Raw genomic sequence first — 22,367 nt, forward strand, 5'->3', positions numbered from 1 at the left:
GAATATTGATTATATTTTAATTAATGCAGAAAATGACGAATACCCGTGAAAACCATAACTAATCCTAACTCATTTGCTGCCTTAATTGAATCTTGATCTCGCATACTTCCCCCAGGTTGTACAATAGCAGAAATACCTGCCGCCGCCGATGTGCGAACTGAATCATCAAAGGGGAAAAAGGCATCACTTCCTAAAACCCCGCCTTTAGCGTTGTCTCCGGCTTGTTTGAGGGCAATTTCCACTGACCCGACCCGATTCATTTGTCCGGCCCCAACGCCTAATGTCGTCTGATTTTTAGTAACAACAATAGCATTAGATTTAACGTGCTTAACTATTTTCCAAGCAAACATTAATTCCTCTAATTCTTCTGGAGTAGGTTGCTTTTCTGTCACCACTTTCCAGTCCGTAGATTGTTCCACAATATCATCGGCGGTTTGGACTAAAAAACCACCTGCAATTAGTTTAATTGTTTCTTTTGGCCCTTGAGTTAAATTAGGTAAAATTAACACCCGTAGGTTAGATTTTTTCTTGAGAATTTGAGACGCTTCTGGAGTACAATCTGGGGCAACAATACACTCTAAAAAGGTTTTGCTTAAAGCCGTTGCTGTCTCTTGATCAATAGTTCGATTTAATGCTACAATTCCCCCAAAGGCAGAGGTTGAATCAGCATTAAAGGCTTTTTCATAAGCTGTAGATAGGCTATTAGCAACAGCAACACCGCAGGGATTTGTATGTTTTAAAATGGCGGCGGCGGGTTGATCGGGAAACTCACAAATAATCCGTCTAGCGGCTTCTAAATCCACTAAATTATTATAACTTAAGGGTTTTCCTTGTAAAATCTGACCCGATGCCCAACCTGTGGGTTGAGTTCCGGTTTGATACCAAGCCGCAGGTTGATGGGGATTTTCGCCATATCTTAAGGATTGAATTTGAGTTCCTGCTAAGACAAAACTTTGGGGTAAGGGAGATTCAGAATTGAGTTCTTGTTGTTCTAAATAGGCTGCGATCGCGCTATCATAAGCTCCCGTATGTTGAAAGGCTTTTAAGGAACAATGTTGACGAAATTCTAAAGAAATTTCCCCATTTTTTTGCTTAAATTCTTCTAAATAAGATCCATATTGTTCGGGATTACATAATACAGTTAAATGGGCATAATTTTTAGCCGATGCCCGTAATAAAGTTGGGCCACCAATATCAATATTTTCGATCGCGTCTGCTAAAGAAACATCGGGTTTAGCAATAGTTTGTTCAAAGGGATAAAGATTAACTACGACTAAATCAATAGCACGAATATTATGGGTTTCTAACTCACTTAAATCTTGAGGCACATCTCGACGGGCTAAAATTCCGCCATGAATACGAGGATGGAGGGTTTTAACTCGTCCGCCTAAAATCTCAGGAAATCCCGTATAATCAGAGACTTTAGTAACAGCAAGTCCGGCCGCTTTTAAAGCTGTTGCTGTACCGCCACTACTAATTAAGTCGAAACCTAATTCTTCAACTAAGCTTTTAGCAAACTCAATTAGTCCTCGTTTATCAGATACACTCAATAAAGCTAAACGGGCCATTGGGCAAAACTCCGAATTCAAAAACAACAGTCTACCATTGTTGCACCTACTGGCTCAATTTCTGTTCCTACCTATTGCCACCAATAACAAAACCGAACTCAAGAACTCAATTTGTAAGTTGTGGATGTTTTGGTCATTGACACTCCCCACGCATAAATGCGGGGGATTCTTGACTAAGCCCACAAAGGGACTCTCAAAGGGGCTGTCAATTCCCCTCTACTGACTCCACTAAGATCAAGTCCTAGTATTGTCGCTACTTTTCGCCCAATATTGGCCGCACCATTGCAATCTGCGTTGATCAACCAATTATCCATGCCATGATCTATCATCAAAGCATTTAATGGATTGACATTAGATTGGATATTTTGAGACTTATAGACAAGCTCTAAATAAAAGCATCCGTTTCTAGGCAAGATTTGACGAGAATAATAGATCCCACAATTAGTTAATTTTGAAGACTCTGCGCACAAAAACTCTAGGATTGCCTTGAGTTTTGTGTCGGGACTAATGAGATTTTGCTGACATCCAAACATTTTGTTACCTCCTGACACTAAAATAACATAGTATTAATACTTTGTGCATAATGTCATGGCAACAAAAAAACATCCTGTCCCCGCGTACCTAGATGAGCTAGAGTCTGAAAAGTTAACCAAGATTGCTAGTTTGTGGGGGTGCAGTATGTCTGCTGCACTCAAAAGACTTATTAGAGAATTTAATCTTGACGGTGGCTAAAGCCACCACCGCTTACCTCCCCATAGCTAAAGCTAGGGGCTTCCGCTCGTTTTTTGGTGAAATCCGCTAGAATAGGATCAAGAAACGTAAAAACACTCTCAAAAATCCCTATATTCTAGCTTTTAATAGCCAAAATTAAAAATGACTACAGTGATGATTGTCGATGATAGCAACGCTCTCCGAGAGATAATTGCTAATATGTTGCGAGACAGTGGGATGGAGGTGATCTCAGCCGAAGATGGAGTTCAAGCCTTAGAAAAAATTGAACAGGTCACACAACTGGATTTAGTGGTATTAGATATTGTTATGCCCAACATGAACGGCTATGAGTTATGTCGCCATATTAAAAAAAATCCCAAAACCCAGAATATTCCCGTAGTTATGTGTTCTAGCAAAAGTGAGGACTTTGATCGCATCTGGGGAATCAGACAAGGGGCTGATGCCTATATTTCCAAACCTTTCCGTCCCGAAGAACTGTTGAGTACAATAAAACAACTCCTACCGAGGTAGGAATCAGTAATCAGTAATCAGTTATCAGTTGTAGGGGCGGGTTCATCCAGATTTAGGTGATTAACTCATATCTAAAATAACCCGCCCCTAGCAGTCAAAGAGTTATCAGTTGAGGAGTTAATAAATTAACTGTAAACTTCTTAACTGATAACTGTTAACTGTTAACTGATGACTGAATAGTCGTCCCGCAGATTATTCTGCTTCGGTACTATCAATTTCATCATCATCTTCCTGATCTTCATCGTCTTCATCGTCTTCTTCAGGGGTTAAAGTCCCTTCGGGAACTAACTCAATCGTTGAGTTTTCTTCCAGCCAGGTAAAGGTTTTTTGTTGAACTAAATCTTCGGTCACAAAAGCGCGTAACCGTTGAGGATCAACATCTTGACCCTTGAGTTCTGAAAGAACTTTAATTTCTTCGGCTTTAATTTCTTCCTCGGTGACGGTCAAAGATTCTAGTTTGGCGACTTCCTTCAAGGCCAAAGAACGTTTCAAAGCGTCAATCGCCTCTGGACGGGCTTGTTCCCGTAGCCGAGGTAACATTTCCCCCGTCAATAACCGCTTAACATCTAATCCCATGTTGCTCAACTGCATTACCTGTTCGGTAATCAGTCGGTCAACTTCCTGACGAATCAAGGTTTCCGGTAAATCGACTTCAATGGTTTCTGCTAAAGCCTCCACTAAAGCTTTGCGTTGATTAGCCTTGGTTTGGTCGTCCTTTTCTCCTTGAAAACGCTTTTCCAAAGAAGCCCGCAGTTCGGCTAAAGTGGAAAACTCGCTGACTTCTTCGGCAAAATCATCATCTAACTCTGGGAGTTCTTTTTCCTTAATTTCATTTAAGGTAATAATAAAGGTGGCATTTTTTCCAGCCACATCCTCATCCCCATATTCATCGGGAAACTTGAGGTTTAAGGTTTTAGTTTCTCCCGGATTCATGCCCACAATTCCATCAACAAAACCAGGGATAAACCGACCTTCCTCCAAATCCACTTGGAAATTATCACCCTTAGCACCCGGAATTTCTTCAAGTTCGTCCGTTTCTGATTCCGGGGTAAAATGCCCTTTAAAATCAACAAACGCGACATCCCCGGCTTGAGCGGGTCTACTTTCAACGGGGATTAAGGTGACTCTTTTTTCCTGTTCCTGTTTTAAGACCTGTTCTACCTGTTCAGGGTCAAACTTAACTTCTTCGGCTTGGACATTTAAGCCCTTATATTCACCGAGTTGAACTTCGGGTTCCACATCCACAACCACTTTAATCGTCAGGGTTTGTCCGGGTTCAAATTGCTGAATCAGTTGATCAATATCGCCTTGGGGCTCAAAGTTGCCAATCGCCGGAATATTCTCCTGTTCGACAGCTTTGGGTAAATACTGGTTCATCAAATCATCCAACGCAGCCGCCTTAATTCGTTCCTGACCCAAGCGCTGAACCAAAATGTGGCGAGGCACTTTGCCTTTGCGGAACCCAGGAATATTCACCGAATTGCTCATCTTCCGAACAACTTGCTCATAAGCATTTTTAGACATTTCAGGGGTAATCTCAATGTCTAATCCAATTTGACTTGCGGGAAGTTTTTCCTGGGTTACTTTCATAAAAAATCGTGATATTCTGAATTCAACACCCCCAACATATTTGACTCGCGGGGGAACCATAATCACCGGATTAGCAAGTTAAAATTGCTAATGTCGGTTTGTGTAATCAAATAGTGATCGTAACTGATTATGCGCCCTTGTGTGACCATTTATTAGATTTTGTTAGATTTTGGTTGGAATCGGAACGGCTAAACTATAATAGATAAGGGAGATTAAGCCCCTACCCAAACGATTAATAATTATTAACCCAAAAGTTTTACGCCCTATAAAAATTTAGATTTATTAAAAATACTATTTTTTGATCACGGAGGTTACAATTTTGTCAAATTCTTATCGAGTTGCCATTCTAGGGGCAACGGGTGCGGTCGGGGCGGAGTTAATCGAACTCCTGGAAAGTCGAAATTTTCCAGTGGGGGAGTTAAAGTTATTGGCTTCTCCCCGTTCGGCGGGAACCTCCTTAACCTTTAGGGGGGAAACTTTACCCGTGGAAGCGGTGTCGGAAACCAGCTTCGATCATGTTGATATTGTGTTGGCATCGGCTGGAGGAGCAACCTCTAAGCTTTGGGCATCAAAAATAGTCGCGGCCGGGGCGGTGATGATTGATAACTCCAGTGCCTTCCGCATGAACCCCGATGTCCCGTTAGTCGTCCCGGAAGTTAACCCAGAGGCTCTTAACCACCATAAGGGGATTATTGCTAACCCCAACTGCACCACGATTTTAATGACGGTGGCAGTTTGGCCATTATATCAGGTACAACCGATTCGCCGGATGGTTGTTGCTACCTATCAATCGGCAAGTGGGGCCGGGGCTAGGGCTATGGAAGAAGTGAAGCAACAGACTTTAGCCATTTTGCAAGGAGAAACACCCAAAACCGAGATTTTTCCCTATCCCTTGGCCTTTAATCTTTTCCCTCACAACACACCGATTAATGAATTGGGTTATTGTGAAGAAGAAATGAAAATGATTAATGAAACCCGCAAAATTTTTGGGGTCAGTGATCTGATGATTTCTGCAACTTGTGTGCGGGTTCCCGTGTTACGCGCCCATTCAGAAGCGGTTAACTTAGAATTCGAGCAACCCTTGAGTGTAGAAAAAGCCCGGCATATCCTCAGCACCGCCCCCGGAGTGGAACTGGTGGATGATCCCAAAGCCAACTATTTCCCCATGCCGATTGATGCGAGTGGACGTGATCCGGTGTTAGTAGGTCGGATTCGTCAGGATTTGTCCCATCCCTGTGGGTTAGAATTGTGGCTCTGTGGTGATCAAATTCGCAAGGGTGCAGCATTAAACGCGGTGCAAATTGCTGAATTGTTAGTGGAAAAACAACTTTTAGGTTTACGGCGTTGAGGTTTTAACCATGACAAACGCAGGAAACACCGATAACTGATATTAAAGACAAATGGTAAGTTTTGGACGAGTCATAACGGCTATGGTAACGCCGTTTCACGAAGACGGTAGTGTGAATTATGCAGTGGCGGAAAAGTTGGCCGCCCATCTGGTGAACACCGGAAGCGATGCCGTAGTTGTGTGCGGAACTACGGGGGAATCTCCGACCTTGACTTGGGATGAAGAATACGAGTTATTTCAAGTCGTGCAGAAGGCAGTGTCAGGCAAGGCTAAGGTAATCGCGGGAACAGGATCGAATTGCACCCAAGAGGCGATCGATGCCACCCAAAAGGCTACTAAACTGGGTTTAGATGGCACATTACAGGTTGTCCCCTATTACAATAAACCGCCCCAGGAGGGTTTGTATCGGCATTTCCAAGCGATCGCCCAGGCCTGTCCCGATTTGCCAATTATGCTTTACAATATACCTGGACGCACAGGACAAAATCTCCTCCCAGAAACGGTAGCGCGTTTGGCGGAGATTGAGAATATTGTGGGGATTAAGGAAGCTAGTGGCAATTTAGATCAAGTCAGCCAAGTTCGACGGTTGACACCTTCGGAATTTTCGATCTACTCTGGAGATGATTCTCTGACCTTGCCCATGTTAGCCGTTGGCAGTTCCGGGGTGGTCAGCGTCGCCAGTCATCTAGTGGGAACGCAACTCCAACAGATGATTCAAGCCTTTGAAGCGGGTCAAATACAAGTAGCAACTGACATCCATATCCGGTTATTAGGGTTGTTTAAAGCCTTGTTTGTCACCACCAACCCGATTCCGTTGAAAGTGGCACTTAACTTGCTAGGCTGGAATGTGGGATCGACCCGTTTGCCTTTGTGTGACCCAACGGCTGAAGTGACAAACGCATTGAAGGACGTGCTGAGTCAATTAAATCTAGTTAAGTAGGATCTCGGCACAGTTTTCTAGGCTTTGTGAAAACTAAATATCCACTCCTGATTGACAGAATTTTCAAAATAATTAGGATAATTCTGGAAATTCTATCAACTCTTAAATTTTGCCTTGATTATTTCAATTGTCAACCCCTAACAAAAAAGGATCAGCATGATTAAAAACAGCAACACTCCCGTGATTAGAAAAAAAAGCTCAACCATGGCTACCCCCACTTCAACTCCGGTATTTAGTTCCGGTTCCCTGAAAATTATTCCTTTAGGGGGATTACATGAAATCGGAAAAAACACTTGCATCTTTGAATATGAAGATGAAATTGTGATTTTAGATGCGGGTTTAGCGTTTCCAACTGATGGAATGCACGGGGTTAATATTGTTTTACCCGATGTCACCTATCTGCGAGAAAACAAAGAAAAAATTAAGGGGATGATTGTTACCCATGGTCATGAAGATCATATTGGGGGAATTGCTTTTCACCTGAAACAATTCGATATTCCGGTAATTTATGGCCCTCGGTTAGCGATGGCATTATTACAAGGAAAATTAGAAGAAGCCGCCGTGGCCGATCGCACGGAATTACGCTCGGTTCGTCCCCGGGAAATGGTCAGAATTGGGAAATATTTCCTAGTAGAATATATTCGCAATACCCACTCCATTGCTGATAGTTTTACCGTCGCCATTACTACCCCTGTGGGCGTGGTAATTCATACGGGAGATTTTAAAATTGATCATACTCCTGTAGATGGAGAATTTTTTGATTTCCAACGGTTAGCCGAATACGGAGAAAAAGGGGTTCACTGTTTATTAAGTGACTCTACAAATGCCGAAATTCCAGGGTTTACCCCTTCGGAAAGTTCCGTTTATCCCAACTTAGAGCGGGTTTTTGCCCAAGCTCAGGGTCGGATTTTAGTCACAACTTTTGCCTCCTCTGTTCACCGTCTGAATATTATTTTAGATATTGCCCAAAAACAGGGAAGGTTGGTATCGGTGGTGGGTCGCTCCATGTTAAATGTGATTGCCCACGCTCGGACATTAGGATATATCAAATGTGAAGATCGGTTATTTGTGCCTCTGAATGCCATTAGTGGGATTCCTAATGATAAATTACTGATTTTAACCACAGGATCTCAAGGTGAACCTTTATCGGCATTGACGCGAATTGCCAACGGCGATCATCGTCAAATTAATATTAAGCAAGGCGATACGGTGGTCTTTTCAGCTAACCCGATCCCTGGGAATACAATTGCAGTGGTGAACACCATTGATAAATTGATGATCCAGGGAGCAAATGTGATTTATGGACGGGAAAAAGGGATTCACGTTTCCGGTCATGGATGTCAAGAAGATCAGAAGTTAATGTTAGCTTTAACTCGTCCGAAATTCTTTGTTCCTGTGCATGGAGAACACCGGATGTTAGTTCAACACCAAAAGACTGCCCAAAGTATGGGTATTCCAGCAGAAAATATGGTGTTAATTGATAACGGTTTTGTGGTGGAATTAACTAAAGAATCAATCCGAATTGCGGGTAAAGTTCAAGCCGGAATTGAACCTGTGGATGCCTCTCGCTCTGGGGTGGTTAAAGATGAAACCATGAAGGAACGGCGTCAGTTAGCCGAAGAAGGGATAGTTACAATGGCGGTAGCTGTGGGAACCGATGGTAAGTTATTAGCACGGCCTGAGATTCATTTGAAAGGTGTTGTAAATAGCGTTAATCAGGCTGCTTTACAAGAACAATTAACCCAAACTATTGAGACGGTTTTAAGTGAACGTTGGACAGAATTTGCCCGCACTTTTGACTCAGAAATTAAAGAAGTGGATTGGGAAGGGTTAAAAGTTCAAGTCGAACGCTCGATCCAGCGTGTCCTGCGCCGTGAAATTGCTAGTAATCCTTTGTTGGTTTTATTAGTTCAAATTCCCGACGAAGAACCTGCTACAAAACTAACAGGTCGTCGTCGTCCTCGCAGCACCGCAAGAGTGGCTTCTTAGGGTAAAAAACGGTTTAGAAACCCGGCGACTTTCCTCTCGTTCCATCTTCCAGGTTCCACCTGGGAATGCGAACAGGGAGGCTCTGGCTCCGTTTGATTCAACAGCAGACGGAGCCTGCACTTCAGATGACTTCATTATTAGAATATCCAAAAGGTCGTAAGCCCTTGGGGGTTTTCAACATTGTATTAACATGACCTGTAAATTATTATTATGCCAACTTACACCGGAATTTCTAGCGAAGCCTTTCGTCATCCCCTGGATAAAGAAGCAGAAGTTGCTTTGAGAAGTGTTCCAGGCTTTGATTTAATCGCCAGTAAATTTGTTGAATTTATCTATGAACGTCCTCAATATGTTTACTTAATGGGAAATGCTCTCCAAGTAGGGCCCAGACAATATGCTAGTATTTATCATGTTTTTCGCGAATGTGTGAGGGATTTAGATATCTTTCCCGAACCGGGTTTATTTGTCTCTCAAAATCCCCAAGTTAATAGTTATGCTCTCGGACAGGAACACCCCTATATTATTTTGAATACGGGTCTTTTAGACTTAGTAGATGAAGCCGAACTAAGGGTCGTTTTAGCCCATGAATTAGGACATATAAAATGTGGTCATCCGATTTTAAATCAGATGTCAATTTGGGCAATGGGTGTGGCTTCAATGATTGGGGAATTAACTTTTGGGTTAGGAAATTTAGTCAATAGTGGCTTAATTTATGCCTTTTATGAATGGCGAAGAAAAGCCGAATTATCGGCAGACCGAGCGGCATTATTAGTAACGGATGATCTCAAATCCGTGATGAAATCCATGATGCAATTAGCGGGAGTGAGTACAAAATATGCCCATGAATGTAGTTTAGATGAATTTATTCGTCAATCCGAACAATATCGCGATTTAGATCAAGATGGTTTAAATCAAGTCTATAAGTTTTTATTTTATAATGGGGGTCAAGGCATGATGTTAAGTCATCCCTTTCCCGTGGAACGAATTCAATATTTAAAAGAGTGGAATGATTCAGTTGAATATAGTAAAATTCGTTCCGGTAATTATCAACAAGCCACCGCAGAGGGTTCGGTTAATGTGAAAGCCGAAAAATCTCAAGATGAAGTTGATGATTTGCGCCGACAAATTGAGGAGTTACAGAATCAAATTAATCAAATTAAGTTTAAATAATTTTGTTTTCTGTTAAACTCCTCAATAATTCCACCGCTACCCGTCGATAATCCGAAGCGGCTTCCCTGGAATTATGACTTTTGGCTTGAATAATTGGTACCCCTTCCAAGGGACAACGTTCATGGGCTTTATAGGCGCGAATAATGTTTTTAAATACCGGAATCCCCGCTTCTTGTAAGGATTTTTGGGCATCAAAAGCATCCCCTAAACTGCGGGGGTCAACTTTAGTCATCAAGACCCGATGGGGAACTTTAGAAGGGGTAATCGCCGATCTGACGGTTTCAATTAAAGCCACTAAATCCATCGGGGCGGCTTGGGTTGGTAATACCAAATAATCGGCCACCTGTACCACGGCTAATAACGCATCGGACTTTAAAGCTGGAGGGGTATCGACCACTACCAATTCATAGTCCTTTACCTGCTTCAATCGAGACAGCAAACTGGGATCAGTCTCGGAAGAATGCTCAAAGGGCATTTCTCCCCCGTTACCCTGTTCAGCCCACCAACAAGCCGAACCCTGGGGGTCTGTATCGACTAAAAGGGTGCTAAAGTTGTTGGCGAGAATGGCGGCCAGGTTAATGGCGGTTGTGGTTTTACCCACTCCCCCTTTTCCATTGGCGATCGCAAGAATTTTGGCCATATTTATAGATCCGGTGGCAAGCACATTTCAGTTTAACGGATCAAGAGACAGCATTGACCAAAAAACGAGACGCAAGCCCCTGGCTTCAGACTCATGGATAAGTCGGTAGGGATTTTTAAATCCTGTGAAACGACTGTGTGGCTTCAGCCACAGTGGTATGATGAAGACAAAGCAAGTAAGAATAACCATCTACGTGTTGAACCATCCTAGTGCGGAGCAATCCCGGCAACGGACATATCCAACTTGATTTGGAATAGTTAAAGGGCGAATAATGGCAGGATGTTGAGCGTACCTAATTGGCGTTGTGATGGACTCGGAAAGCGTTAAAAAAATCAAAAGTAAGCGCAATTACAATACCTCTTGTACTGGTAGTTGTTTTGAGCGTCTAGGGTGTTTTTGCCAGCACCATTGAAACTTCGTTTGTGGAGTCTTCAAGAATCCCCCGGCTTTAGACGCGGGGAGTGTCAACTTTAATTGTTAACCGAAAAAGAGTTAATCTAAACCCATTATACTTTAAGCTAAAAATTAATATAGCGGAATTTAAGACTATGGATGCCACTGCACTCTGGCAACGCTACCAAGATTGGCTATACTACCACGACAGCTTAGGACTGTACCTGGATATTAGTCGGATGCGATTTGACGATGATTTTGTTGCATCCTTATTGCCCAAGTTTGATCAGGCTTTTAAAGCTATGGACGCCTTGGAAAAAGGAGCGATCGCCAACCCCGATGAAAACCGGATGGTCGGCCATTATTGGTTGCGTGACCCCGATCTAGCCCCAACCCAGGATCTCAAGCAAGAAATTGTTGAAACCTTAGAAAAAATAGAAACCTTTACGGCCAAGATTCATCAAGGGGAGATTAAACCGCCAAACGCAGCCCAATTCACTGATATTTTATCCATTGGCATTGGCGGATCGGCTTTGGGGCCTGAATTTGTGGCGGAAGCCCTAGCCCCAGATCACCCAGTCCTGAATATTCATTTCATTGATAATACTGATCCTAGAGGCATCGATCGGGTTTTGGCTAAAATTGGCGATCGCCTCAAAAGTACCATAGTGCTGGTCATTTCTAAGTCCGGTGGCACTCCAGAACCCCGTAACGGCATGATTGAGGTACGAAATGCCTTTTCTGCCCAAAACTTAAACTTTGCCCAACAAGCCGTGGCTGTTACGGGTGTTGGCAGTAAACTCGATCAACAGGCCCATGCTGAAGGCTGGTTAACCACCTTTCCCATGGCCGATTGGGTGGGGGGACGAACTTCTGAATTATCGGCCGTTGGGCTATTACCTGCGGCCCTACAGGGGATTGAGATTCGGGAAATGTTGGCCGGGGGGAAAGCTATGGATATCGCTACCCGTAAACCGGAGGTAAAAACCAATCCGGCGGCCTTATTAGCCTTAGCTTGGTATTATGCCGGAAATGGTAAGGGCGAAAAAGATATGGTGGTTTTACCCTATAAAGATAGTTTGCTGTTGTTTAGTCGTTATTTACAACAGTTAGTTATGGAATCTTTAGGGAAAGAAAAAGACCTCGATAGTAATATTGTCTATCAAGGAATTGCGGTTTATGGCAATAAAGGATCAACAGATCAACACGCCTATGTTCAACAATTACGCGACGGAGTTCCTAACTTTTTTGCCACCTTTATTGAAGTCTTACAGGATCGATCCTTGCCTTCTATTGAAGTAGAACCTGGTGTAACATCAGGGGATTATTTATCGGGATTTTTACTCGGAACCCGGCAAGCATTGTATGAAAATCATCGGGATTCAATTACCATTACGGTTCCAGAAGTTAACCCCGAAATTGTTGGCGCGTTAATTGCTTTGTATGAGCGGGCGGTGGGTTTATATGCGTCTTTAGTCAATATTAACGCTTACCATCAACCGGGGGTTGAAGCCGGGAAAAAAGCAGCCGCAGAGGTTCTGGAATTACAACATAAAATTATTCAAGTCCTCCAAGATGCAGGTCAAGCTCTATCTCTGGAAACCCTGGCTGAAAAGGCGGGAGTCCCTGATCAAATTGAAGCCATTTATAAAATTCTGCGACATTTAGCTACCAATCAACGAGGGGTATTATTAGTAGGAAATCCAGCAAAACCAGCATCCTTAATGGCAAGTATTCACTGGTAACTGCTGATTTTCAATTATTAATTGTTGAGGTATTGATGTATTGATTATTAGCGAGCGAGGACGCTCGCACCGCTTACTCCCCTACTCCCCCTGGGGGGGCAGGGGGGGGGGAATAGAGGGATTAGCAATAGATGGAAAAAGTTTAAGAAGTACGGTAAAAGACCCAGGCAATCAGCAGCAAAACATGGTAATAATGGTATCTCTATTTAGTCAAGAAACCGGATTAGTATTAGCGACGGAAAAGTTCGAGAGTAAAACCGGTTCAGAACAAGCTGTAGCCCAAGGGATAATAGAAGAATGTGGTCTAAAAGGAAAGTTAATAACTGCGGATGCGTTACATTGTAATGTCACCACAGTCCGAAAGATTATCGAGAGTGAAAACGATTATTTAATCGCGGTTAAAAAGAATCAAATCAAACTGTATAATCAAATTGAAAAAATTACAAAAACGACGAAAGCTGAAAGTATAGATACTCAAAAAGAGAGGGGTCATGGACGAGAAATAACTCGTCGGGTATCAGTGTTTAAAAATTCGATAAAAATTGAAAGCCCTTGGGAACATATTCAAAGTATAATTCAGGTAGAAAGGTGGGGATACAGAGGAAAAAAGCCTTATAGAGAAACGGTTTATTATATAAGTAGTATCTGGGAAAAGGCGGATTTTTTTTCCAAAAAAATTAAAGGGCATTGGGGGATTGAGAATCAAGTTCATTGGGTAAAAGATGTGTTATTTAAAGAGGATAGTATGAAAATTCATCAAGTACAAGCCGCGACTAATTGGGCACTGCTCAACACCCTAGGATTGAATATTTTCAGAGGTTTAGGATTTTTGTCAATAACAGAGGGAAGAAGGTGGTTAGGAAATCATTGGGAGAAATTAGTGGCTATCTCTTAATCCGAAAGTTAAAAATGAAAAAATAGAGCAATTAATTTAGGAAAAATAGATAAAAATCGGGAATGTAAGTCTTACTCCATAGGGAATAAGAATATTTATGCTGCTTAGATAATACCTCCTATAATTAATATTAATATAGCAATTATATGAAATATTAATTATTCGGAAAATAGCTATCATGTTTGAGAATTATGACCCAAAAGTAGGCTATAATTTTCAAACATGAAACAGCCCTCAGGGCTGTTTCAAAGTCAGGTGAAAAAGAGTAAAGAAAGAGCGATCGCCACCTGATAAAATGGAGAGCGATCACCATTTTTTTCTAAAATAAAGATGCTAACAAGTTTAATAGAAAATTTAAAAGAAGTCAAGGATTTCCGAAAAAATCAGGGAAAAAGGTATAGTTTATGGGAAGTGCTATTAGTAGTAGTTTTAGGGGTGATGTCAGGGCATCAAGGATATCGAGAGATGGAATATTTTGTCAAAGCCAACGAAGTTATCCTGAAAAGAACATTCAATATCTATAGCCAAGGAATGCCATCTTATTCAACAATAAGGAGGGTGATGAGAGGAGTAGACGAGAAGGATTTAAGCAAAATAGTAAAAGAATGGTCAAGAGAGAATTCTCCTAAATTAAACCCCTGCCCCCCTACCTCCCCTGCCCCTGCTCCCCCTGACCCTCTGCCCCTATGCCTCTAACAATTCTAGTTGTTGATGATGATTTAGGGACTCGCCTCTCGATTAGTGATTACTTGGACATTTCGGGCTATTCGGTAATTGCCGCGGAGAATGGTCGGGAGGCGCTGCACCTAGTGGAGCAATATCAGCCTCACCTGATCGTGACAGATATTGGTATGCCTGAGATGGATGGCTATGAACTGATCAAGAAAGTCCGTGCTCGTCCTGTTTTTCGTCTGCTTCCGGTGATTTTTTTAACCGCCCATACCAGTACCAAAGAACGAATTCGAGGGTATCAACTCGGATGTGATAATTATTTGCCCAAACCCTTTGAGTTAGAGGAGTTGGGGGTCGTGATCCGGGCTTTATTAGAGCGATCGCAATTAATTGAGTCGGAATGGCGAGTCCGTCTATCTGATCCGGTTGCGGATTTCCCTGATGGGGATTTAGATCCTGTAGCAAGGAGGTTACAACCCGCTTTAAAGATTAGTCTAACCGAACGAGAGCATCAAGTCCTAGAGTTGTTATCCGAAGGACTCTCTAATATTGCCATTGGCGATCACTTACACCTAAGTCCCAGAACTGTTGAGAAATATGTGAGTAGTTTATTAAGGAAAACAGATAGTAATAATCGTACAGAGTTAATCCGATTTGCTCTAAAAAATAATTTGATTTTTTGATAGGGTAGTCGCAAAATCTATTTTAATCAGGTTTGACAGAAGTGGGGAATAAATGTTTTAGTTTTTGTTGACGTTGTTGTTCAGATTCCTCTGACCAATTCCATAAACTTTCATAGAAAAAGAAAGATACCCCAGCAAATTTACGTTTGCGGATTTCTGCTATTTGTTGTTCTATAATATTCATCGGAGTCGAACGATTTTTTAACCCGCTTAAAATTCCAATAGCTACGGGAATATGATTTTTTGCCAAGGTGACTTCCGAACGTTCTAACTCCGTGATAAATCGGTTTAAATCAGGACGATAAATCTGTAAAACCAATTGTTCTATCCATCCTTTTCTTTCCCAAGTAAACCAATCTTGTAGGTAAGCAGGTAAGGAAAAATGTAGAGGATTTGGGGATAAAGATACAATACAATTGGGTTTAATTGATTTGATGGTTTCAAAGGTTTTTTTCATGAATTGATTAATTTTATCGGCTCTCCATCTGACCCAATAGGTTTCATAAAAATCAGGAGAAGGAGATTGTCCATTATGTTCCTTTTGATATAATTTAATGGTATAATCATCATAGCCAAATTCCGCAGGTAAACCGAAATGATCATCAAATTGAATCCCATCAATATTATAATTTTTAACAACTTCAGCAATTAAATCTAAAATAAATTGTTGAACTTCAGGATGGAAAGGATTTAACCAAACCCGTTCTTCAACTCCTTCTTTTTTAATCAAACTACCGTCTTGTTTTCGAGTGAGCCAACTTGGATGTTTTTTAACTAATTCTGAACTAGCAGGGGCCATAAACCCAAATTCAAACCAGGGAATAACAGTAAAATTCTGTTGATGTCCTTGAGTCACGATTTCCTGTAAAACATCTCTTTTTTTCAATCCCGGGTTAGGATCAATTGCAACTCCAAACACTCTTTGAGCAACGGGACTGGGGTATAAGGTATAACCTCCTTGCCAAATAGTCGGATATATAGTATTAAAATTTAAGGATTTTAAGCGTTGTAATCCAGAAGTTAAATGCTGGGAAGAATATAAAATATCACTATCAACATTAGTTAACCAAACCCCCCGAATTTCAGGGGAATGGGGTAGACCCTGACTCCAAGATTGTTGAAAATTAATGAATAAAAAAAGAGCGATCGCCAGGAAAAAACGAACGGAAACTTTTAAAATATTTCTATTGAAAAAAAGTTGAATCGAGCTTTGAAAATATTTAAAAAACATGAATAAATAGAAAATTAATCAAAAAAAATTTTACAAGTTGTTCAACTTATGAGATATATAAGGATTAAGCTAATCTTAACCGAGAACCGAGGTTAATTCTATGAATGAATTCCAAGCCCACCGTATTCGAGAAAATAATAGCACAAATATTGTATTTAATCTGTTAAACTCTAGTCCTTCCTTTTATAATCAACCTGAAGTTACCATCAGCTTTAACCCAAAGGTCGAAATTCTCTCTCCCATTCCCCAAGGTAGGGAGGGCACTGGTGATATTCTTGAACCTCCTACCCCGGTTATTCCTCAACCTCAGCCCCCCGTAACTCCCCCAATTCCCACCCTTCCCCCTTCACCTCCCCCCACACCCACGACACCACCGACACCAACAACTCCTACTCCCACACCGACAACTCCCACACCGACAACTCCTACTCCCACAGGCCCTATAACACCAACAACCCCAACTCCCACAGGCCCTATAACACCAACAACCCCAACCCCGACAACTCCTACCCCGACAACTCCCACACCAACTCCGATAACATCCTCTTTGGTTCAGGGAAGCGAGGGAAATGATACTTTGTTAGGAACTGATAGACCGGATTTAGTCGCTGGTTTAGGGGGGGATGACCTGATTTCAGGATTTACCGGAGATGATTCTCTGAATGGGAATGCAGGTAATGATATTCTCTATGGCGGTCAAAATAACGATACCCTGGTCGGAGAAGGGGGAAATGACCTACTACAAGGAAATAAAGGTGATGATTTAATCAATGGAGGCGCGGATAACGATACCTTATATGGGGGGATTAATAATGACAGCCTATTAGGTGAGGATGGTCGAGATCTAATTATAGGTGATAAAGGTGACGATAGTATGAATGGGGGACTGCGTAGCGATACCCTTTATGGCGGTGAGGATAATGACACCATACTCGGAGCAGAGGATGATGATTTTATCTATGGTGGTCAGGGGGAAGATTCCCTTGTAGGGGGTCTAGGGAATGATTTTCTCCGGGGGGATAAGCAAAGTGATCAAATCAATGGTGGTAAAGGTGATGATAGCCTTTATGGAGGTCAAGTCGATGATACCCTGATTGGCGGTGCTGGCAATGATTTTGTCAGTGGTGATAAAGGAAATGATGTTTTGACTGGGGTTGACCCGAATTCTCAACCGGCGGGATTTGTGGAAATTGATACTTTAAGCGGAGGAGTGGGGAATGATACCTTTGTTTTGGGAGACGGAACTCAAACCTATTATGTTAATGGGGCAGGAAGTATCATTGGATTTGTGGATTATGCGCTGATTGTTAATTTTAATCCCACCGAAGATGTGATTCTTTTAGGCCCTGGTAATTATCTACCAGCCCCCGCGCCGGAAAATTTACCCCAAGGAACAGCGATATATTTATTAACTGGAAAAGAGACAGAATTGATTGCAATTCTTGATGGTATCACTGATTTTAAATTTGATGCCAATATTGGTCAACCAGGTAGTCCGATTCAATTTGCTGGAGGAAGTTAATCAGTGTAGAGACGTGCCATGGCGCGTCTCTATCAGTATTTCAGTCTATTACCAATTACCCATTACCCATTACCCATTACTATTCCCTCTATTTAAAACCATGAAGTATAGCCCCGTTGCGATCGCATTTGGTAGTAATTTGGGAGACTCTAAAACAACAGTTAAAACCGCATTAACTCTCCTAAATCAGCATCCTCAGATCCAAGTTAAATCCTGTTCGAGTTGGTATCAAACTGCTCCTGTTGGCCCTCCACAGCCGGATTATATTAATGGTTGTGCTATTCTGGAAGTTCAACTCAAACCTGATAGTCTATTAGAAATACTATTAGCTATTGAAAGCCAACTCGGACGAGTGCGACGAGAACCTTGGGGGCCAAGAACCCTTGACATAGATGTACTTTTGTTTGATAATTTAATCTGGGAAACACCGACCTTACAAATTCCCCATCCCCGGATGAGAGAACGGGCGTTTGTATTAATTCCTCTGGCGGAAATCGCCCCGAATTGGATTGATCCGGTGACACAAAAAACTGTCTTTCAACTCCTAGAAACCGTTGATTGTTCAGGAATTCAAAAACTTTAATTTTTTTAACCCTAATTACTCTTAAAATATTATGACAAAACCCGGATCGGAACCCCCAACTATTTTACAAAATCGTCTGTTTTATCAAGGACGAAAGTTTAGTTTTGATGTCAATACTTTACGTCTTCCCAATGGAGTAGAAGGGGACTGGGAATGTATTCGTCATCCCGGGGGGGCGTTAGTTATTCCCGTGACTTCAGAAGGTAAATTAGTCTTAGTCAAACAATATCGGTTTGCGGTCGCCGGACGAACTTTAGAATTTCCCGCCGGAACAATTGAACCTAATGAAGATCCCGCCGAAACTGTTAAGCGAGAAATCGAAGAAGAAACCGGATATCGCGCCCATCGCTGGCAAAAATTAGGACAATTTATATTAGCACCTGGTTATTGTGATGAAATTATTTATGCGTTTTTAGCCCAAGATTTAGAAAAATTAGAAACGCCCCCGCAACAGGATGAGGATGAGGATATTGAGACGGTTTTAATGACTCCAAAAGAACTAGAACAAGCAATTTTAGATGGTGAACCTGTAGATGCTAAAACTATTTCTAGTTTTCTATTAGCCAAACGATTTTTAAATATTTAATCTTCAATCCTAATTATTAATTTTAATTAAAATAGGATAAAATAAAGAGAGTTTATATACTGAAATCCAATCATGTCTGAAGATTTAATTTTATTTTGGCATCGACGAGATCTAAGAATTGATGATAATTTAGGACTGTTCAATGCTTGTGAATATAGTTCTAAAGTGGTCGGTTTATTTTGCTTAGATCCCAATATTTTAAACCGAGATGATATCGCCCCAGTCCGGGTTCACTATATGATTGGTTGTTTAGAATATCTACAGAAACAATATCAAAAACTAGGAAGTCAATTATTAATATTAGAGGGAACACCTGAAGAAATAATTCCTAAATTAGCCAGGGAATTAAAGGCGAAAGCTGTTTACTTTAATTTAGATATTGAACCCTTGGCTAGAGAACGCGATCGCATCGTTTCAGAAGCATTAAATTCGATAGGAATTATTACAAAAACGACTTGGGATCAGTTATTTCACCCCCCGGATCAAATTTTTACCCAATCTCAAGAACCCTATAAAGTTTATACTCCTTTTTGGCGTAATTTTAATCTTAAACCGAAAGCTAAACCCAAACCTCCCCTCTCTCCCAGCTTAATTAGTTTAACTGAATCCGAACAGGAATTAGCCCAAAAAATCGGCGTTATTCCCTTACCTTCCGCCCAAAAATTAGGCTTTATTTGGGAAAATTCCTTAATCTTAGAACCCGGAGAAATAGCCGCCCAAGAACGCCTAGAGGAATTTTGCGATCGCGCTTTATATGAATATGACGAACAGCGTAATTTTCCCGCCCTTGATGGCACATCTCAACTAAGTGCAGCCTTAAAATTTGGGGTAATTAGTATTAGAAAAATCTGGGAAAAAACCCTCGAAGCGATGGAAACTTGTCGCAGTGATGAAGCCCGAAAGCAAATTCAATCTTGGCAACAGGAATTGGCTTGGCGGGAATTTTATCAACACGCTTTATATCATTTTCCCGAATTAGAATTAGGCCCCTATCGAGAACCATTTAAAACCTTTCCTTGGCATAATAATGAACAACATTTTCAAGCCTGGTGCGAAGGAAAAACCGGTTATCCAATTGTTGATGCAGCCATGCGACAATTAAATGAAAGTGGCTGGATGCACAACCGATGTCGGATGATTGTGGCTAATTTTTTAACCAAGGATTTAATTATTAATTGGCAGTGGGGAGAAAAATACTTTATGCAAACCCTAATAGATGGAGATTTAGCTGCTAATAATGGGGGATGGCAATGGAGTGCGTCCAGTGGAATGGATACCAAACCATTAAGAATTTTTAACCCCGCCAGTCAAACCCAAAAATTCGATCCCGAAGCCGAATATATTCGCCAATGGTTGCCAGAATTAAGAAGTTTAGAAATAGAACAATTAGTCACCGGAAAGATATCAACTCGCGATCGCAAATCCTGCGGTTATCCCGAACCTATTGTCGATCATAATCAACAACAACGCCTGTTTAAACAACTCTATCAAGCCCAAAAAATTGAGCAAAGTTAGGTGCTATAGCAGGGAACGCCGGATCTGGGAACACCGGAACAGCCCCCCCAAACCCCCCGTGCACGGGGGGCTAGGGGGGGAGGGAACAGGGGGGAAAATACTTCACCGTCTGGGTTCCAAGATCCATCTGGTGTCCTAACTGCCTTGGCGGTTGCTATATAAACTATTAATAGATAAGGCAGGGTGTGGGTAGATCATAACCCTCCTATTTATCCTTTCCAAACAAAAACTTTAGCTTCATATTCAGGTAAATCGATCATAATATTATCATCTCCCGATTGAATATCATAATTACTTGTCCACTCATGCCAAGTTCCATTGGCTGGGAAGTGAGAAACTTGATAACCTGCAAAATAATTGTCAGAGAAATTCACAACCACCACAATCCGAGAACCTTGATCATTCCATCGGGTATAAGCTAAAACTTTATTATCAGGATCTTCATGGAAAAAATCAATATTGCCACTATATAAAGCATGATTAGTTTCCCGTAGAAAAATCAAGCCTTTATAATGTTCAAATAAACTATGATTACTGTCATTTTTCAGTAATTTCCAATCCAGTTTAGCAGATTCAAAGCTTTTGGGTTTATATTCTCCAAATTCTTCTCCCATCCAAATCATCGGAATACCTACGGCCGTGATTAATAATGCCGCCCCTAATTTCACTCGTTTAAAGACTTCATCATCAAAAATTCCACGATTTCCTAATTCCACGATTAAGCGATTATGATCATGATTACCCAAATAATTTACAATATTATTCGGCCCCATAAACCCTTGACGTTTACCATCTAAAATGTCTTTAAGTTGTTCTAAATCAAAGGTATCGCCACATAAATGATCCGTGAGAGTATGATAAAAACTATCATGCCAACAGCCATCCATCGGCCCATCACTGTTGGTAATAGTGGGGGTTTCCGGCACATATTCAGCCACATTATAAAAGGGTTTTACCCCAGCTTCCTGTTTAGCTTCCTGCACGACCCAAGCCATAAAATCATAGTTGCCAATTTGCTTGGCTCCATCATAACGAATACCATCAATATGATATTCTTTAGTCCAAAATCTCACCGTATCCCCAATAAATTTCCGAGCCGGATAAGTGCCTAATTTTTCATCATACTGTTCATAATTAAATTCTGGCCCCCAGTTATATTCCGTATCTTGCTGGCTATGGTGATACCAATAATCATGATCAATTTGAGTTAAAGGACAGGATGCTTCGGAATGGTTATAAACCCCATCAATTAACACTCGAATTCCTCGCCCGTGACATTCATCAATCAGGTTTTTTAATTGTTCCGTTGTGCCGTAACTAGACTCGGACGCGAAGAAATAGCGAGGATTATATCCCCAACTATGATCCCCTGGATGTTCTTTAACAGGCATTAATTCAATCGCATTTATCCCTAATTCATACAAATAATCTAACTTTTCCATAACGTGTTGATATTTACCCCGGGAATGGATATCATCTTCTCCTCCCGAAAAATCCCCGACGTGCATTTCATAAATCACTAATTTATGATCGGGGGGTAAGGGTTTGTCATCATTTTTCCAAACATAAGTATCAACAATTTTTTCCCCATCTTTAATCCTAATTATGCCGTTTTGAGTCGCATCATCAATATCCGTGGCGTAGGGGTCAACAACTTCTATCCACTCATCGGGTTCTAAAAACCAACTTTTTGAACGGACTCGAAATTTGTATTGATAGATTTCGTCTTCTAACTCAACTTGAGTCCGAAAATAACCCTTGTCATCCTTTTGCATCGGAATATCTTTCCAGTTAGAAAAATTTCCGATTAAAGCTACTTCTTTGTTATAAGGAGCGAAAAGATAAAATTCAATTAAATTAGACATTTTTTATTGATAAAGCTATTTGTACTCCCGATTATATAGAAAAGCATTTCATAAATCATCTATCAAAAGAATGAGACACAATTTCTGAGTTATTCATATAAGTAATTGCACAAAATAAATTACCTAGTTGAGAGAGGGAACACCGGAACAACCCCCCGTGCACGGCAGGGTTTTTTCATTTTCAAAAATG

16 protein-coding genes and 2 pseudogenes are annotated in these 22,367 nt (G+C 41.3%); 13 read left to right on the forward strand and 5 right to left on the reverse strand.

The features are described 5' to 3' along the window. Positions 1-20: 20 nt before the first annotated feature. Positions 21-1,568, reverse strand: a complete 1,548-nt coding sequence (purH, locus tag AC559H_RS16890; RefSeq protein WP_026795519.1) for a bifunctional phosphoribosylaminoimidazolecarboxamide formyltransferase/IMP cyclohydrolase — start codon at positions 1,566-1,568, stop codon at positions 21-23. A gap of 873 nt (positions 1,569-2,441) precedes the next feature. Between purH and AC559H_RS16895 the strand changes: the two genes are divergently transcribed. Next, positions 2,442-2,810 (forward strand): response regulator, encoded by a 369-nt coding sequence (locus tag AC559H_RS16895; RefSeq protein WP_026795517.1) that lies wholly within the window; start codon positions 2,442-2,444, stop codon positions 2,808-2,810. A gap of 192 nt (positions 2,811-3,002) precedes the next feature. On the opposite strand, the gene tig is transcribed toward AC559H_RS16895, so the two are convergent. Then, the gene (tig, locus tag AC559H_RS16900; RefSeq protein WP_026798553.1) at positions 3,003-4,400 is read right to left on the reverse strand and encodes a trigger factor; all 1,398 of its coding nucleotides are present in this window, start codon (positions 4,398-4,400) and stop codon (positions 3,003-3,005) included. A 319-nt stretch (positions 4,401-4,719) separates the two neighbouring features. Between tig and AC559H_RS16905 the strand changes: the two genes are divergently transcribed. The 4 genes from AC559H_RS16905 (at position 4,720) to AC559H_RS16920 (ending at position 9,847) form a co-directional block, all read left to right on the forward strand. Beyond that, the gene (locus tag AC559H_RS16905) at positions 4,720-5,748 is read left to right on the forward strand and encodes an aspartate-semialdehyde dehydrogenase (RefSeq protein ID WP_026798554.1); all 1,029 of its coding nucleotides are present in this window, start codon (positions 4,720-4,722) and stop codon (positions 5,746-5,748) included. 52 nt (positions 5,749-5,800) lie between these two features. After that, a complete protein-coding gene (gene dapA / locus AC559H_RS16910) occupies positions 5,801-6,688 on the forward strand; it encodes a 4-hydroxy-tetrahydrodipicolinate synthase (protein WP_026795515.1) in 888 nt (295 codons plus the stop codon). 204 nt (positions 6,689-6,892) lie between these two features. Next, on the forward strand, positions 6,893-8,677 hold the full coding sequence (locus tag AC559H_RS16915; protein WP_026795514.1) for a ribonuclease J: 1,785 nt from the start codon (positions 6,893-6,895) through the stop codon (positions 8,675-8,677). A gap of 210 nt (positions 8,678-8,887) precedes the next feature. After that, a complete protein-coding gene (locus AC559H_RS16920; protein ID WP_026795513.1) occupies positions 8,888-9,847 on the forward strand; it encodes a M48 family metallopeptidase in 960 nt (319 codons plus the stop codon). Here AC559H_RS16920 and AC559H_RS16925 read toward each other — a convergent pair. Beyond that, the gene (locus AC559H_RS16925; protein WP_042154235.1) at positions 9,840-10,487 is read right to left on the reverse strand and encodes a ParA family protein; all 648 of its coding nucleotides are present in this window, start codon (positions 10,485-10,487) and stop codon (positions 9,840-9,842) included. The two genes, AC559H_RS16920 and AC559H_RS16925, sit on opposite strands and share 8 nt — an antisense overlap. Before the next feature lie 548 nt (positions 10,488-11,035). On the opposite strand from AC559H_RS16925, the gene AC559H_RS16930 reads away from it, so the two are divergent. The 4 genes and pseudogenes from AC559H_RS16930 (at position 11,036) to AC559H_RS16945 (ending at position 14,875) form a co-directional block, all read left to right on the forward strand. Next, a complete protein-coding gene (locus tag AC559H_RS16930; RefSeq protein WP_026795511.1) occupies positions 11,036-12,625 on the forward strand; it encodes a glucose-6-phosphate isomerase in 1,590 nt (529 codons plus the stop codon). 109 nt (positions 12,626-12,734) lie between these two features. Next, a pseudogene (locus tag AC559H_RS16935) lies at positions 12,735-13,520 on the forward strand (ISAs1-like element ISPlr1 family transposase); the annotation flags it as partial. 330 nt (positions 13,521-13,850) lie between these two features. Continuing rightward, positions 13,851-14,153, forward strand: a pseudogene (locus tag AC559H_RS16940) (transposase family protein); the annotation flags it as partial. Between the two features lie 53 nt (positions 14,154-14,206). Continuing rightward, positions 14,207-14,875, forward strand: a complete 669-nt coding sequence (locus AC559H_RS16945) for a response regulator transcription factor (protein WP_026787655.1) — start codon at positions 14,207-14,209, stop codon at positions 14,873-14,875. A gap of 22 nt (positions 14,876-14,897) precedes the next feature. Here AC559H_RS16945 and AC559H_RS16950 read toward each other — a convergent pair whose 3' ends face one another. After that, positions 14,898-16,106 carry a glycoside hydrolase family 10-like protein gene (locus tag AC559H_RS16950; protein ID WP_071782750.1) on the reverse strand — a complete coding sequence of 403 codons (1,209 nt, stop codon included), beginning with the start codon at positions 16,104-16,106 and terminating at the stop codon, positions 14,898-14,900. A 100-nt stretch (positions 16,107-16,206) separates the two neighbouring features. Here AC559H_RS16950 and AC559H_RS16955 point away from each other — a divergent pair, with 100 nt between their 5' ends. From AC559H_RS16955 to AC559H_RS16970, 4 genes are all read left to right on the forward strand, one after another. Beyond that, positions 16,207-17,628, forward strand: a complete 1,422-nt coding sequence (locus AC559H_RS16955) for a calcium-binding protein (protein WP_051319732.1) — start codon at positions 16,207-16,209, stop codon at positions 17,626-17,628. A gap of 100 nt (positions 17,629-17,728) precedes the next feature. Further along, positions 17,729-18,211: a 2-amino-4-hydroxy-6-hydroxymethyldihydropteridine diphosphokinase gene (gene folK, locus AC559H_RS16960; protein WP_026787658.1), complete on the forward strand. Its 483-nt coding sequence runs from the start codon at positions 17,729-17,731 to the stop codon at positions 18,209-18,211. A gap of 31 nt (positions 18,212-18,242) precedes the next feature. Next, positions 18,243-18,797: an NUDIX hydrolase gene (locus AC559H_RS16965; protein ID WP_026787659.1), complete on the forward strand. Its 555-nt coding sequence runs from the start codon at positions 18,243-18,245 to the stop codon at positions 18,795-18,797. 72 nt (positions 18,798-18,869) lie between these two features. Then, positions 18,870-20,312: an FAD-binding domain-containing protein gene (locus tag AC559H_RS16970; protein WP_026798555.1), complete on the forward strand. Its 1,443-nt coding sequence runs from the start codon at positions 18,870-18,872 to the stop codon at positions 20,310-20,312. 209 nt (positions 20,313-20,521) lie between these two features. Here AC559H_RS16970 and AC559H_RS16975 read toward each other — a convergent pair whose 3' ends face one another. Further along, positions 20,522-22,177 carry an alpha-amylase family glycosyl hydrolase gene (locus AC559H_RS16975; RefSeq protein WP_026798556.1) on the reverse strand — a complete coding sequence of 552 codons (1,656 nt, stop codon included), beginning with the start codon at positions 22,175-22,177 and terminating at the stop codon, positions 20,522-20,524. Positions 22,178-22,367: the final 190 nt, after the last annotated feature.

The organism is Planktothrix prolifica NIVA-CYA 540, assembly GCF_963864145.1.
Classification (GTDB): Bacteria; Cyanobacteriota; Cyanobacteriia; order Cyanobacteriales; family Microcoleaceae; genus Planktothrix; species Planktothrix agardhii.